The 15,150-nt window shown below is 43.3% G+C and carries 9 protein-coding genes and 1 pseudogene; 4 read left to right on the top strand and 6 right to left on the bottom strand.

Annotation, left to right across the window (positions count from 1 at the left end):
* Positions 1–145 precede the first annotated feature (145 nt).
* Positions 146–4,111: an S-layer homology domain-containing protein gene (locus GGC63_RS04930; RefSeq protein WP_192701296.1), complete on the bottom strand. Its 3,966-nt coding sequence runs from the start codon at positions 4,109–4,111 to the stop codon at positions 146–148.
* Between the two features lie 431 nt (positions 4,112–4,542).
* Positions 4,543–8,394 (bottom strand): helix-turn-helix transcriptional regulator, encoded by a 3,852-nt coding sequence (locus GGC63_RS04935; RefSeq protein ID WP_192701297.1) that lies wholly within the window; start codon positions 8,392–8,394, stop codon positions 4,543–4,545.
* Positions 8,395–8,935: 541 nt separating this feature from the next.
* Here GGC63_RS04935 and GGC63_RS04940 point away from each other — a divergent pair.
* The 3 genes and pseudogenes from GGC63_RS04940 to GGC63_RS04950 all read left to right on the top strand — a co-directional run.
* Positions 8,936–9,184 (top strand): annotated as a pseudogene (locus tag GGC63_RS04940) (transposase); the annotation flags it as partial.
* A gap of 219 nt (positions 9,185–9,403) precedes the next feature.
* Positions 9,404–9,937, top strand: a complete 534-nt coding sequence (locus GGC63_RS04945; RefSeq protein WP_192701299.1) for a DUF3221 domain-containing protein — start codon at positions 9,404–9,406, stop codon at positions 9,935–9,937.
* Between the two features lie 444 nt (positions 9,938–10,381).
* Positions 10,382–11,107, top strand: coding sequence for a hypothetical protein (locus GGC63_RS04950; RefSeq protein ID WP_192701300.1), 726 nt, complete (start codon positions 10,382–10,384; stop codon positions 11,105–11,107).
* Positions 11,108–11,521: 414 nt separating this feature from the next.
* Here GGC63_RS04950 and GGC63_RS04955 read toward each other — a convergent pair whose 3' ends face one another.
* From GGC63_RS04955 to GGC63_RS04965, 3 genes are read right to left on the bottom strand one after another with little or no spacing between them, the layout of a single operon-like run.
* Entirely contained in the window at positions 11,522–12,205 is a 684-nt protein-coding gene (locus GGC63_RS04955; RefSeq protein WP_192701301.1) for a response regulator transcription factor, read from the bottom strand.
* 59 nt (positions 12,206–12,264) lie between these two features.
* Entirely contained in the window at positions 12,265–12,831 is a 567-nt protein-coding gene (locus tag GGC63_RS04960; protein WP_225947900.1) for a class I SAM-dependent methyltransferase, read from the bottom strand.
* Between the two features lie 28 nt (positions 12,832–12,859).
* Complete coding sequence (locus GGC63_RS04965; protein WP_192701303.1) at positions 12,860–13,471, bottom strand: DedA family protein; 612 nt, start codon at positions 13,469–13,471, stop codon at positions 12,860–12,862.
* 466 nt (positions 13,472–13,937) lie between these two features.
* On the opposite strand from GGC63_RS04965, the gene GGC63_RS04970 reads away from it, so the two are divergent.
* Positions 13,938–14,222 carry a DUF4183 domain-containing protein gene (locus tag GGC63_RS04970; RefSeq protein ID WP_079914444.1) on the top strand — a complete coding sequence of 95 codons (285 nt, stop codon included), beginning with the start codon at positions 13,938–13,940 and terminating at the stop codon, positions 14,220–14,222.
* Positions 14,223–14,407: 185 nt separating this feature from the next.
* Here the strand turns inward: GGC63_RS04970 and GGC63_RS04975 are convergent, their stop codons facing one another.
* The gene (locus tag GGC63_RS04975) at positions 14,408–14,929 is read right to left on the bottom strand and encodes a hypothetical protein (protein WP_192701304.1); all 522 of its coding nucleotides are present in this window, start codon (positions 14,927–14,929) and stop codon (positions 14,408–14,410) included.
* Positions 14,930–15,150: the final 221 nt, after the last annotated feature.

Raw genomic sequence — 15,150 nt, forward strand, 5'->3', positions numbered from 1 at the left:
TAACTTCTGTTGCTATGAAAATATCACAAAATTAACGCACACTCAGCGCATAGTAAAAAAGCCACCCTGGTTATATAAGAAACCAGGATGGACACGTTCATGCTATTGTTTGGGTTCGTAAATTTTAAACTCATCAGTATCTAATTTACATCGGCAATAGGTCTGATAGCATATAAAGCATTTTTACCGTTTCTGCTCTCGTAGCGCTTTGATCAGGACGGAATGAACCATCTTGATAGCCGCTAACCAGTTTATGGCCTGCTATCGCGGTTACCGCAGATTGAGCCCATGACGGAATGCTAGCCTGATCGGAAAACACAACCTTATCCGTGTTCGTAGTGGTCAGATGCCGCTCCAGTACTCTATTAAAGATCACTGCCATCTCCGCACGCGTTATCGATTGATTCGATTTGAACCAAAGCTTGCCCTTCTCTTCATATCCACTAATAATTCCAGCTTGCACTGCCGAGGCAACCGCTCCTCGAGCCCAATTCGGAATCGATTCATTATCGGCAAATGCAGTAGATGCCGCAGTAGATGGTAATCCCATCAAATCTGCAATCATTTTCACAAATTCTGCCCGGGTGACATTCTGATCCGGCCGAAATGTATGATCTTCAAATCCGCGAATGACTTTCATGCCGACTAAGCGGTCCGCATAGCCCCCCACCCAATGTCCGTTTAAATCTTGAAATTGGACGGACTCGGATGCAAATACGGCAAATTTGCCGAAATGGGTCACTTCCACGGTAATAGTACCGTTGTCTTTCCAATTACCGCCAAGGTAGACCCACCGTGCTTGGGATTCGTTGTAGTAATATACCGCCGGCTTCAAACCCGCTGGTGCTTGTTGAGCTTGATAGGCAAAGCCTAACGTAACAGGTAATTTGAACGTTTTTCCGGTACTGCTGCTGAACTCCACCGTTGGACTATACCGCTCCATGCCTGCAGCCTGATCTGCCGGCAGCTTGGCCGCTTTGATTTTCCCGTCTGCAGGCAGCGCAGCCGGAGGTATTTGTACATAAGCGGTGCCTTTAAGGTCTACAATCCCACCTTCAGCGGCAATGATGTCTTTCTCTACGCTGTCCGGATCTTGTAAAGGTAAAGATGAATGATGACGTCTCGTAGTGGATGAACCGCCGCCTTGTTGATCTGCCGCTGCTACCGTGACGTTGACCTTTTCACTATAAACGCTGTTGGTTACCGTGATGACCGCTTGTCCGGACTGCTTGGCTTCGATCAAACCGTTCGATTGGACGGTCGCTATGCTCATATCGCTGCTGCTGTACGTTGTTCCAGTACTTGCCGCCGTGACGTCTTTAGTCGTTTGATCCGATAAGCTCGCCGTCACTTGAAGCTGCTTGCTGACATTGCTCCCCAGCTTCAGTTCTACCACCTTAGGTGTGACGGCTATTCCCGTCATCATAATATTCGGTGCCGGGGTATCGGCTTTGACTATTGTAACATTCACTTTGTCAGTGTAGACGCTGTTGGTTACCGTGATGACCGCCTGACCGAACTGCTTGGCTTCGACTAAACCGTTCGATTGAACGGTCGCTACATTGGTATCGCTGCTGCTGTACGACGTGCCAGTGCTTGCCGCCGTGACGTCTTTGGTCGTTTGGTCCGATAAGCTCGCCGTCACTTGAAGCTGCTTGCTAATATTGCTCCCCAGCATCAGTTCTACCACCTTGGGTGAGACGGCTATTCCCGTCATCGTAATATTCGGTGTCGGGGTGTCGGCTTTGGTTACTGTAACATTCACTTTGTCGGTGTAGACGCTGTTGGTTACCGTGATGACCGCCTGACCGGACTGCTTAGGCTCGATCAAACCGTTCGATTGGACAGTCGCTACATTGGTATCGCTGCTGCTGTACGTCGTACCTGTGTCTGCCGCGGTAACATCTCTGGCCGTTTGATCTGATAAGCTGGCTGTTACTTGAAGCTGCTGGCTGACATTGCTTCCCAGCTTCAGTTCGACCACTTTGGGAGAAGCGGTAATTCCTGTTACAGTAGCAGGAGGGGGAGCATCGGCTTTGGCTACCTTTACGTTCACCGCATGGGTATAACCGCTGCTGGTAACGGTAATCACCGCTTGTCCTGCCTGCTTGGCTTCAATGAGTCCGTCTGCGCTGACGGTGGCCACATTCGTATCGCTGCTGCTATACGTCGTGCCTGCGCTTGAGGCTGTTATGTCCTTAACCGATTGATCTGAAAAATTCGCCGTTACCTGAAGCTGCTTGTTCACGCTTTCTCCCAGCTTCAGATCTACAGTACTCGGAGAAATCGTAATTCCCGTCATAGTCGGCGCTTCGGTAAAGCTAATTTTTACGACAGCTGCTTCCCAGTCGTACCACATAGGATAGACGCTGAACGAGTATTCCCCAATAGCCGGATTGGTCAGCCCCGCACTGCCGGCGATGGTGATGGTAACCGGATCCATCAAGTGCAGATTCATGGGGACCCCAACACTAAGCTTACGCAGAAATCGATCATACGAAACACTGTCTGCCTGCACGCCATTAACGCTAACATCCCTGGCTTGTATCCCTTCCGGAACGGTCATTCCCCGAGGAATCACGATTTGAAATGCGTCTCCCTCCTCCAAAGGCTCGTTCGTCTCGAAAGCAAACGAATAGGACACATTGGGAGTGTCTGCCACTGTCGAGCTGACATTCAGCTTCAGATTTTGAATTTGCGGAGGTGTAACAAGCAGCGTTACGCTTGCAGGGATACGCTGCTGCGAAGTGGTTACTTGAAATTCATATTCCCCATAGCTTTGGGCAATGACGTTCGGAAGGTTGAAGACGAGATGATAATCAGGATCGCAATAATATTCTGCAGGAAGTACGAATTGAAGCTTGTTGTCTGCTAACCGAGTTACTGAGCTCGGAGAGGCTTCGTTTTGCTCTTGGTATGGGGCTGACCATTCCAATTTAATATCTCCGGAGACTATATTAGGATCACTCAATATAGTACCGGGAGCGCTGGACACAGTAACGGTGTCCCCTGCCTTCAGTATAGTAGGCGCAGCAAACATAAAGCGCAATTGATTACCATTACTGTTTACATATCCCGCGTTATGAGATGGATTATCTGCCAAAGAACCCCCTGATGAGGGCATGATTCCGATCTTCCGGGACGCTGGTTTTGGATCGACACTGGTCTTGATGTCATAATTGTAATAGCCCGGTACGGACGGATTCGTCACTTGAGCGGCGGAATCCATGTCAATCTGAACGGTTGAGAAGCTTGGCAATGCAATCGAGGACTGGACCGTCAATTCATTGCCGGACCAAACGGCCGAAGAAGCAGCCATTCCATTGATTTTTATTTTGGAGGCATCTGCCACGGCTGGTCTCGTACTTTCTTGAGGAAACACTATCGTGATGCTTGAGCTTGGATCAATGGGCTGCATCACAGTAAACTTGAAGTGATACCCCGTAACGGCTGCTGCCGCGTACGAATCGGCATCCGGGTAATAATCCGCAACATTATTGGTGAACAGATTGTGTGTCGTTGGTAAAGGGGTCACGTTTTTGTCCGTGCTGATCGCATACTCCTGCGGCCCCGGTCTCATGAAATGATAATCGGGGGTGATCAAAAAATTCACCAATCGAATATCCACACTATCACCGCTTACGATGCCGCCGGACATTTTGAATTGCAAGGCCGGCTTCCCATTCTCGGAGTATTGTGTAGCTGCTGTATCAACGATGCTCCTGGATATTCCATTAACCATAACAGCCATGTTGACTGTCGGAATCGCCTGGTTAGCTGTCCACATAAATAAGCTTGGGTTCCCTACAAAATTATACTGATAAGGCAGCTCAACTTGTACGATATCACCCGCTTGGACAGGATCAGCAGCAGTGAACTTAAAATGATAGACCGGCGTTTCTTTTGAATAGCCCCCTTGGTTATCCATGTAGCCGCTAAAATAAGCGGGGGTATCCGTAGTCACCGTAAAGCTGCTGAAAGAGCTGCCGGCAGCACTTGAATCGGCTTGAACCGGAAGCACCCCACCAAGCGCTGTCAACCCTGCAATAAGAATATAAGTGATAATTATTCGCCAGTGTTTGAAGCTGTTTTTGGACCATGCCGATTGCAAAACAGTATCCTCCCTACTTCATAATTTCTATCCTTCGTACCGATGTCTATGAGGCTCCCATAAATTAGTTCCTCCTGCCTATATGAATATGCTTCAAACCGTTTTCTCTGTTTGAAGTACGCTACGATTGTATCTATTTCGACAAAAAACCGCATATACCAAATGGTATAGACCCAAAGAAAAAACCATTTTTTCGCATGAGAAAACCTCTATCGAGGCCTTTCAAAGACGTGCGACCGCGTTTAGAGGTAGGTTTTATCGCCAAATAGAATTTTCGCATCCGATGACCTCGGAGTCTTATAAACTCTATTATGGTAAAATAACCCCACAAAGTAGTGGAGCCTTAGCTTCGAAGCTGATTCAGGTACTTTGCGGGGTGCCCCGAAATTTATAAATTATGTAAAAAAAGGATGCTTCGCGCATCCTTTTTGCTAATTCAGTATGTTTTTCTTTTTGGCTTCGGCGATAGCTTTCGTTCTCCGGTTCACATTCAGTTTGCTGAAGATGTTGTGGATATGAACCTTAACCGTTCCTGCCGTTACTCCCAGCTGATAAGCGATTTCCTTATTCGTCATTCCGGAGGCCATCAGGTTCAGTACTTCAAGCTCGCGGTCGGTCAAGGCGTCAACAATGCCCTCCTCCTGCTTAATCTCTGTTGTCGCGGGAGGAGAATCCGAATGATCTCCGAATGAACCGGACAGCTTCCAGACAAATAAAGCTTGGGAGGCCAGTATACGAACAGTGTCGATCCTATCATCCGAGAAAGAATGGCATCGTCTGCTATCTTCCAAATAAAGCATGCCTGAAAATCGATCTTGCAAATAAAGCGGTAAGCAGCAAACCGTCCGGCTTTGCTTTCGGATAATATAGGGATCTGTTTGAAAAAGATCATCCTGGGAAGCATTTTCGGATTGTACCCAATGCCCCAGACGGGATGCGTACTGAATCATAGTGACCGGAACTTCCTCGCTATCCTCTAATGCGATAGATACATCCGCCGCCTCCCCCTTACCTCGCATAACGGCTTCCAATCGCAACTCGCCGTTTCTTAGTACAAGCAGGCATCCCTTTTCTGCATCCGAGGTCTCCATAATAATTTCAAGCAGATGCTTCTGAAGCTCCTTCAGATCTAGCCCCTGTGACATAGATAAGGACGCTTTTACAATCGCACCAAAATCGATCTCTTTTGCAGCAGTCTCTTTCCTTACATTCACATCCTCTGGTGTACCATGAATGTCTATATCCTTTTGCTGGGATTGCCCCAAGCCAACGTCTGAAATGTCGAAGGATGCTAGTGGCTGGTTGTTGGAAGGCTCCTGCAGCCATTGCGGGTATTGTGCTCTTAATCGATATCGTTTGGCCTCAGCACCCCATACACCGTACAGCTCATACGCCTCCTGCATGTAGCCCAGGGCAATTCTTTCCCTGCCTTTATGCAAATGATACTTCGCGGCCAGCTCGCAGCCAATCGCTTGGTATTGCGCATAATTCCGCTCACGGGCAAACAGTATGGAACGGTCATATAAATCGGTCATCTCCTGCTCATTCCCTTTTAAACGGGCTATTTCCCCTTCAATCAGCAGCAGCTTATGTCTGAAGTTCTCCGGCGACATCCTATCCCATGCCTTGAACTGCTTATATCTTCGCTTTAACGTTTTGGAATATGTACTTCGTTCGCTTGCCGTCAATTCCTCCCACGCGGCTGCTATGGATAATGCCTCATAGAAGTGATGCTCCGATAAGTGAGGTGCATGGGCTGACAAATGCTCATAGGGATTGGCTTGCTCCGATAAGCGGACCGCTTCCCGGTAATATCCAAACAAATAGTACATTTGTGCCTTGTACGTACATACTTGATACAGCGTGACAGCTTTTCCCTCATCCTTCATGACTTCTTCCAAAAATTCCGTTTCGCTGCCCCTGCCGTCCGTAATAGATAAAATTTCTCCCTGAGAGAACCTCCAGCTGTTGGCCAATTCCATGTAAATCAGAGCGTTCTTGTATACCAAATCCTCTTTGGTTTGCTCGATCACCTGCAAATTTCTGCGATTGACATCGTACATGCGATCCATGGAATCTCGAACGTAAGATAAATTGATGAGGCTGCCGATCGCGTAGCTTGCATAGACATAATCCCCTGCCTCCAGGCCTAATCGGGCCGCCTGCTCCAGCTTAACCTCATCATCCCGGTCAAACCGCACCCAGGGAGAAATGACACCGTAAAACATGACATGTACTTTGGTTTTAATGGAGGCCACACCAGAACGATCGGCCAACTCAATTGCTATTTGCCCCAAGCGGTAGCCCATCTGGTATTGGCCAAGTGCGGTACCTAACAGCATGCCATAAGCCGCATATAAGCTGGGAGCTACAGTAGAAGATCCATATTCGTAAACGAGGCGAATGAATTTGGAAGCAATAATAGCAAATACGGCGCGGTTGAAGAAGAACGTCGGCGCTACAAGAGCTACTAACAGCTCCATCACCCCTTTGGCTTGCGGGTCGGTAACCTCTGGTAAAGAAGGCAGCTCCTCCATCCTCTTCTGCAGTAACCGTTTGGTCAAAAAAACCTCCTTTAGAATGACCAACTTATGCGGCTGTTGCGCTATTCGAATCCCAACCTCCCGCAGCGATTGAAGTCCTAAATCGATGGCTTGCGAATAGTTTCCAGTGTTGCTGTACCGATCAATTTGTAATTTATAAACCTGCACCCGATCCGGCCAATGCTCCGACCGGTTCAAAAGTGCATTCAGCACCGCATCGGCCTGTTCATATTGACCGCATAGGTAAGCACACTCGGCATACTTTAGATGGAGCTGAAACATGAATTCAAATCGATCGTTCCAGAAGGTATCCGGGACACAATCCATCCCTGTTTGAAAATAATGCAGGGCTGTCGAATAGGCGGAGGATTGCAATGCTTTCCTGCCCGCTTCCTCGTTCAAACCTGCGGCCATTATACGGTCTTCGGGAGATAGCAAATCCAATGCACGGTTGAAATGGTTCACAATATCGAACAAAAATGGCTCTTTATCGGCATGTTCCTTCAGCAAATAATGTCCTGCCCGATGATGTGCCTCCATTAAATGTTGAGGATCTAGCATGGAATAGGCCGCTTGCCGGATTTTATCATGTATAAATTGATATCCCCTAGCCGCTTCCGTTTCCTCAACCGCAGCCAAGAGGCCCACTTCAACAGCAGGGGACAATAGCTCATAAACTTCATTTTCCTTATAACCGCTTACAGCACTAAGCAGCGCAGCATGAAACCTGTTCCCCAGACAAGCGCTGATGACAAGCAACTGCCTGGAGCGCATCGGCAGCTTGTTGATACGTTCCTCCAAATATTCGATTTGCCCATCCATTTCCTGAAAATGCTTCATGGCCTCCAACTGCCATTCCCACATATTATCTTGGACATTAAATCGGATATACTGCTCGTCCTGCGCCAATTTGAACAGCTGCTTCATGTAGAACGGATTGCCTGCTGATTTGGCAAACAGCAAATGGGCCAATGGCAAGCATTCAGCAGGAGTGCAGCCAAGCGAAGCCGCCACTATGCTTTGAATATGCCCGAATTCGAGAGGCTTAAGAGAGATTCTGCGCACCGAATATCCGGTATGCTCCTCCAATAGCCATTGTTCGATCCTCCCTATGCTTTCCTGCTCCCGATAAGCCGCGATAACAAGCAAATTGTGACTTTCCGGAGAGACAATCAAGGAGTGCAGCAGCCGAAGAGAAGCCTCATCCGCCCATTGTACATCATCAAAAAATAAGACGAGAGGATGATCCATCTGGGCAAACACTTGAACAAATCGGCAAAAAACCGATTCAAAGCGGTTCTGGGATTCTATAGCAGGCAGCTCCTCTAGCGGAAGCTCAGGCTGTAGAAGCAGCCCTGCCTCTGGAATCACTTCCGTAATGACCGCACCGTTCGATCCAACCACTTCTCGTATGCGTTGAATCCATGCTTGGAGTACGGAATCCGGCTCCGTGAGCACCTGCCTAATGACGGTTTGAAAGCATTTGATGAAGGGCTCGTAAGGGGTTCCGGTACTATATTGATCAAATTTTCCTGACGCAAACTTGCAAGCCCCGATAACGCCGGACTTAAAGCTCTTTTGCACGAGGGAGGTTTTCCCCACGCCGGGCTGCCCCGAAATAACCACCACCTCGGTTGAGCCCAGAGAAGCCCAGTGAAATGCATGTTGCAGGACAGTCAATTCCTCATCTCTTCCATAGATTTCATCCGGGATCTGGAAGGTTTTGTGAAGCTCTTGCATTGTCTAACACTACCCCTTTATAAGCAGCATACGTCCATATTGCATGTAACTACAATAATTCGACAATGTGCGCTGTTCCCCTTTTTGCTGCAAGCTCGTTTCTTCTCTAATTGCTTTGATACAAAAAAATGCATAATACTCGCACAGTCACCGGCGAATATTGATGCATTGGGATAGTTTTTATGGGAATGCATTGGAAAAGACCTTACTTGTATGCTACAAACCAACATTCAATAGCCAATCTGGTAGAAGCAGGTATTGAGAATCGAACCCGCGCCGCTAGCTTGAAGCTAACTCAAGGTAAAAAATTCTGTATTTCGTTGAGCAATTACAAATGGATCCATTCATCCGCTAAATCCCCTAATAACATTTCATGACTGACGGGAACAAGTATGATAGCATTATGATTCCTGAGTATTTCAAGATATTTCCTGTTTTTTTCCCCAATGATGTATTCCATCAATTGTGGTGCTAGACTCAATATTGGACACGGAGAACCGAGAGTGCGAAAATAAAAGCATTCATAATCGAGGTGTCCGACATGACGAAAAAATACGACAAAGAATTCAAACTTCAAACCGTTCGACTCGTTCAAAAAGAAGGGAAGTCGGTGGCGCAGGTAGCCCGTGAGATGGATCTGCATGAGAATACGATCTATCGCTGGATCGCCGAGTTTAAACAGGACGGCAGCGGGGCGTTTCCCGGTAGTGGGCAACTAAAACCGGAAGACAAGGCCATACGTGATCTTCAGAAACGGATTCGTGATCTGGAAGAGGAGAACAGGCTAGTTATTCTTCAATGAAAGGAGATAGCGGTTCTACTATCTGGGCTGGATATACAATCATGGGTATTCATACTGGGTCAGGTGGAATTTATACGCAAGTCCAAAATGTAATTAGTGCTCTAGGGGTTTATCCGGTTACTACAAGCCCATAGTTTTTTTCAAGTAAGATAGCTATATTAATAGCTATCTTACTCTTTAATTACCATATTGGAAGGAGATGATGAAGTGAACTATAAGTGTTTTATTATTGTAATTTTAATCCTTAGTTTCACTACAACAGGTTGTGGAAAGAATGAAAGAGCTGTAATGACAGGACTTATTGTAAAATTAGGAGAAAACTCTGTTTTAGTTGTCGAACAGAAAGAAAACAAACCAAGAGCGATTTATGTATCCATCACTAATGCAAAAATCATTGATGAAAAGAAAAATTTCCTTAATAAAGATCAATTAAAGCTTGGAATGAATGTTGAAGTATGGGTTACTGATGAAATTGCAGAATCATATCCTGAACAAGCAATGGGTACAAAATTAGTTATTAAAACGCTGGAAAACAAAAGTGGAAGCTCAATAAGTCAAGAGGTAGCAATAGGAAAAGCGTTAGGATACTCTAAAGATGAAATTAATAACCCATATATAAGGAAAGCTGAATTTCACGTCGCAATTAAGCAATGGCATGTTGAGATTGGTAACTTTTTAGATGAAGCAAAGATAATCGTAAAAAAAATCAACTCAGACACTGGTGAGGTTATCGCTAGATGAAAAAGGAAGGGAGTTTCTCTCTTCATTAAAATAAATAAAATATGATTTATTGTTTACATGATTTTTTTGTACAGTGGATATATTAATGGAATTTATTAATAGTTCATAGTCATTGTTTGGTCAGTAGCAATTTAGAAAAAAAGGTTATTTATGTGGGGGATAATTAATGAAATTCAAAAATGATTTAGGTGGATTGTTTGTTGTAATAGAAAATTTGAAACACTTTAAAGAATTGGTTATAAATTCGACAGACTACGAAAATCCTGTATAATTTAGTAAGAAAGTCCATGCAGTCTTAAAAGAATTTAGTATTGAACATAGAATACTTACTAATGAAGAGGATTTTATAATAATAAAAATAAAAGACAAAGAGTAAGTGCAAGGGAAATTATGTGAGTGGATGCACAAAAACGATGAAATGGCTATTTCTTTGGAGGATCTATTATGCCAAAAATAAACACGAAAAAAATCATATCTAGGGTAAATCAAATTGGTATTAAAACAATTATAGGTCGCACAAAGAATATTGATATAGAATTTAGTGATGTGGAAAACGGTTCTTTTGAAGAATTCTTGGATTTTGCACATAATTCGGATATTAAATATATTTTTTATTTAGAAGACAAATTCTCACAAAGCCTTATTGATGAAAAACTAATTACAGAAGAAATGATAAGCCGAAATTATGTTCCAGATGAATTAATGAATGTTATTGAAAAGGAAGTTGAAGAGTACAATGATGATTTAATATTCAAGTCCAAATATATAGGGGAAACTATTTTTTTAATATTATTTTTTTCACTTTATGGAACTACCTATTCAATCAGTTTTTTTAATGACGATTTGCTTCTAGTTGAAGATCCTGATGAAGTATTAAAAGAAATTATTGAAGATCATAGGGATGCAATTAATAAGATAAACCACGAAAAGAGAGAAAAAGAATTAGAAGCACAAAACAAACTCCTAAAGGAACTTGAAGATGAATTGATTAATAATGATCAATTTCATTTATGTACTAATAAACAACTTAGAAGAGATTTTGTTTATGCATATGTTAAAGAAAATACTAATGAACAACATGGAAGAACACAGTTTCTTTTTAATGATGCTGTTGAAATTGCGGAAAAAGTTTGGAGGGCTATAAAATTAAAAAGAAAAGGTATTAATTAGTTGAAATTTGTGATAAAAGGCATGTTTCATTCTATTTTTTCAGATCTATTACTGATATCAATTTTATTCTTATTTATACCTAAAGAACTATATGAAAAAGGATAAACAGTGACTTTGTGCTTACTATGTGATATTATTCTAAATTGATAGAGGAATTATTATACATCTATGAGAAGGAAATAATAGCATGGCAAAGAAAGTGTCCCAGTCTGCTTACTCCATAAAACGGTATTCTATCTTCAAAATAGAGGATTTGATAAAAGAGGATCATGCCTCCAACTAAAAGAAGAATGATGAATATCATCTCCAACATACTATCACGGCGTACCTTGACGGCAACGTAAAGTAAAATGAATACTATCACAACTAAAAGCAGTATAACCACGTCCTGGCCCCCTTTCAGATCGGACCCGTTTATTTTTCCATTTTGTACCCGACTCCCCAAACGGTTTTAATATATCGCGGCTCTCTTGGGGTATCCTCTATTTTTTCGCGAATATTCCGAATGTGAACCATCACCGTATTTTCTGAATATCCGGAAGGCTCCTTCCATGCGCTTTCGTGAATTTTATCCGCGCTAAATACTTGCCCTGGATGGCTTGCGAGTAATTCTAATATGGTAAATTCTAACGGTGTCAGCGAAACTTCTTTTCCTTTCAATGTTACGGAATGTTTGACCTTGTCGATAACGAGGTCTCGGATGCGGATTAGGGAATCGTTTGTTCCTTTCTCCGCAAACGTCTGCCTCCTTAGTTGGGCTTTGACCCGGGCCAGTAATTCTAATGGATTAAAAGGCTTCGTAACGTAATCGTCGGCACCGGTCGTAAGACCAGTAATTTTATCAATATCCTCTTCCTTTGCTGAGAGCATGATAATAGGGAGCGTTGAAGTTTCCCTAATTTTGATACAAGCTTTAATCCCGTCCATTCGGGGCATCATTACATCTAAGATAACCAGATGGATGAGGTTTGACTTTAATAGATCCAGTGCTTCCAGACCGTCTGCAGCTTCTAGAACACGATATCCTTCATTCCGCAAATATACGTGAATAACATCCCGAATTTCGGGGTCATCATCGACGACAAGTACTGTAATCATCCTGCTTTGCCCCTATTCCTTTTTTTAATAAACGAAATATGAAGATGATCAGGTCAGCATTAAATCTCCTCCTTTTTACGGCATATATAAACAAAGGCTGGAGGAAAGTTAAGGGGCACAAAATCAATTTTTTCAATGATGAATTTCTCGGATAAATGTTTCTTCATCTGTAAAGAGTATTGAAAGGCGATAAAGTAGCCTCCCGGTTTTAATGCTTCGGTAATTTGATGAAGTAACGTTTCTCTGAGATCGCTCTTAAAATTAAAAAAGGGTAGCCCGCTAATCACGCAATCTAATTGATGAATACCATGTTGACTCATTATTTTAGTTAAATGGCAGGCGTTTGAATAACTTGAAAAATGGGGATAGTTTGTTTGCAAGTCGCTCTTCATCGTATCGTCCATTTCAAACAATAACACCTTAGCAGCATCACTAACCCGCGGTTTGATAAATCGCGTGATAGCTCCCGTACCGGAGCCAAGCTCAGCGATTGCGGATACACGATCCCACGGCACAGATTGAACCATTTTTTCCGCTAAAAATCGAGAACTGGGAATAACACTCCCCACTTGTTTTGGATTTTGGATAAACCGCAGCAAGAACGTTAGATTCTGATTCGAATTCAAATGATTCCCTCCCGTTTCTTTAATTACTTCATTTGTTGAATAGCTCATGCAAGAAAGAGCGGCTTGAAGCTTTTAACCTTAATAGCTTGGTTATGATAAAGGCACCGACAGCTATCATCAAACCAACTGCGGCCGATTTAAGATCAAATAAAGCCAGCAAATTCAATATGTGGCTTCCAAAGAACTTACCGATTGTAAAAAATGCGGCGGTCCAAGCCAAAGCGCTTGGATAAGAAATCAAAGCAAACTTTTTGTACGAGATACCGCTAAAACCAGTAAACACGGGCAGAATATACCGTACGATCGGAATGAATAATCCAAGACACATTGCAATATCTCCATGTTGTTTAAAAAGGGTTTCTGCTTTCTGGAAATGTCTGCTGTTTTGGAGCTTGCTTTTACATTTTTCCCCAAAGATTCTGCCCGCAAAATAAGCAAATGTAATGGCTGTAAATAAGCCTGCGAAGATAGCCATATATACAATCCACGGGTTTAAAGCCCCATTGTTACTCAAAATGCCGCCTGTTAGTATGGTTATTTCATTAGGAACAGGGATCCCGAATGGACCTAGGCAGAAGGCTAGGAAAAAAATCAGATATCCATAGTGTCCGACTAACTGTATGATGATATCGCTAATCACTCTCTAACCTCCTCGTTGATGTCGATAAGAGTATGTTAATGTAAAAATCTTAGGAGCTTATGGGGATATTTCTAAAGAAATTCTGAAGGAAGCAAAAGCAGCCTTTGGTCACGCAGAATGCATGAAAGGCCTGATTAGCTCATAGCTTAGCTAATCAGGCCTGGGGGTTTGGTTCACACCCCCGTTTTGAGGCTCTCAACCCTAGAGGTGAGCATTCACCCCATGATTGGCCCCATAAGCCGAAAGTCGTCATCTGTTTACCGAAAAATATGCAAAGAAAAAACCCTTACGGCTCAAGGGTTCAAGTCATTAATCCGTCCCCAAATAGTCCCCATAAAAAAAGCCTCGGATCATTCTCCGGGGCTTCTTCTCATTTTCCACAATTTGGTTATATTTAGCACATGATTTGCCCTTCCATAAAATGACTTCCCCGCATTTATTGAAATAAGACAAGGGGGTGAAAATGATGCCAATAACTACACCATATATCAATTCTAGACGTTTTAATTCAACTGCAGGACTCGGAACAGGAACAGGCGCGACTTTTGCTATCGCCGCTACTGCTTTTACAACAGACGCTGGTGTTGCAGCAACTGCTTTTCCTGGATTATATTCTTACTATAATCTATACATCAATGGTATGATCCAAACAGCCGATACTTCCACTGTAACAACCACCGCTATCACCATCCCTGGAGGGGACGTTCTGGATCCCGGAAATCCAATTACTGTAGAGTTTGTTGTAACTTAATCTCTTTCAATCAGCCTTTTCAGTCAATTGACAGAAAGGGCTGATTCCTTTAACCAATCAGACTTACTCGCTTATCTGCACAGTAGATACACTGTATGGTGATGCGCTATTAGCTGAAAAGGTTCCACAGTCAGATTAATAAAAAGGGGAGACAGTAAGAGTCTCCGCCATTGTTATTTTACGTATTACTGAAACGTAATATTTTCGAAGCCTGCCCAAGCAGTTCGAGGAGAAGGCCAAGAGCCAACATCAACTGAAATATAGAAGTAAACTTTGCCTGTGTAATTGGGAGGCAATTGGACTGTATGTACACCACCATCACTGAAGTCTTCCTTGGAGTACGTATCATCATTGAAATAAAAATCAGTGCTGTATGGAGAATCGGTAATTACATGCATTTCGACACTGCAATATGGATCTTCTAGGAGGTAGTACCAATTGAAAGTAACTTGACTGATATTTTCAACGTAGGTTTCACCCCAAACTTGGCCATAACAGTAAGATCTCTCCCCGCCAGAATCCTCACTGATAAATGCACTAGTTGGAGTGAAATTTGTAATTAATTTGCTATTTCTACAATTATTATCAGATGTTGCAACATCATAATAAGTCCATTGGATAGGCCCAGCCTGAGCAAATGTAGGTTGTACTGAAACCAACACTACAAAAACCAAAAGTAAAATACTAAAGAGTTTTTTAAACTTCATACACTTCCTCCTATAATAAATTCTATAGCTGGCCAGCTACATGAATATTATTACATTTTTTACCATGTAAAAAAATAGGTGTATTGCACTTTGTTAACACAGCAACGGTAACATGGCGTAAATTTCTAAAACGGCACGGGCTTCCACACATTCGCTAGCAATTCGAACAATTGAACCCCAAAAACAGTTTTGTCCCCATTCCGTCCCCATAGAAAGAAAAT

The organism is Paenibacillus sp. OAS669 (assembly GCF_014873645.1).
GTDB classification, from domain to species: domain Bacteria; phylum Bacillota; class Bacilli; order Paenibacillales; family NBRC-103111; genus Paenibacillus_S; species Paenibacillus_S vulneris.

Coding starts and splice junctions, on each gene's coding strand:
- GGC63_RS04935 (WP_192701297.1), bottom strand. CDS start 8,394: ATGCAAGAGCTTCACAAAACCTTCCAGATCCCGGATGAAATCTATGGA.
- GGC63_RS04950 (WP_192701300.1), top strand. CDS start 10,382: ATGCCAAAAATAAACACGAAAAAAATCATATCTAGGGTAAATCAAATT.
- GGC63_RS04955 (WP_192701301.1), bottom strand. CDS start 12,205: ATGATTACAGTACTTGTCGTCGATGATGACCCCGAAATTCGGGATGTT.
- GGC63_RS04970 (WP_079914444.1), top strand. CDS start 13,938: ATGCCAATAACTACACCATATATCAATTCTAGACGTTTTAATTCAACT.
- GGC63_RS04975 (WP_192701304.1), bottom strand. CDS start 14,929: ATGAAGTTTAAAAAACTCTTTAGTATTTTACTTTTGGTTTTTGTAGTG.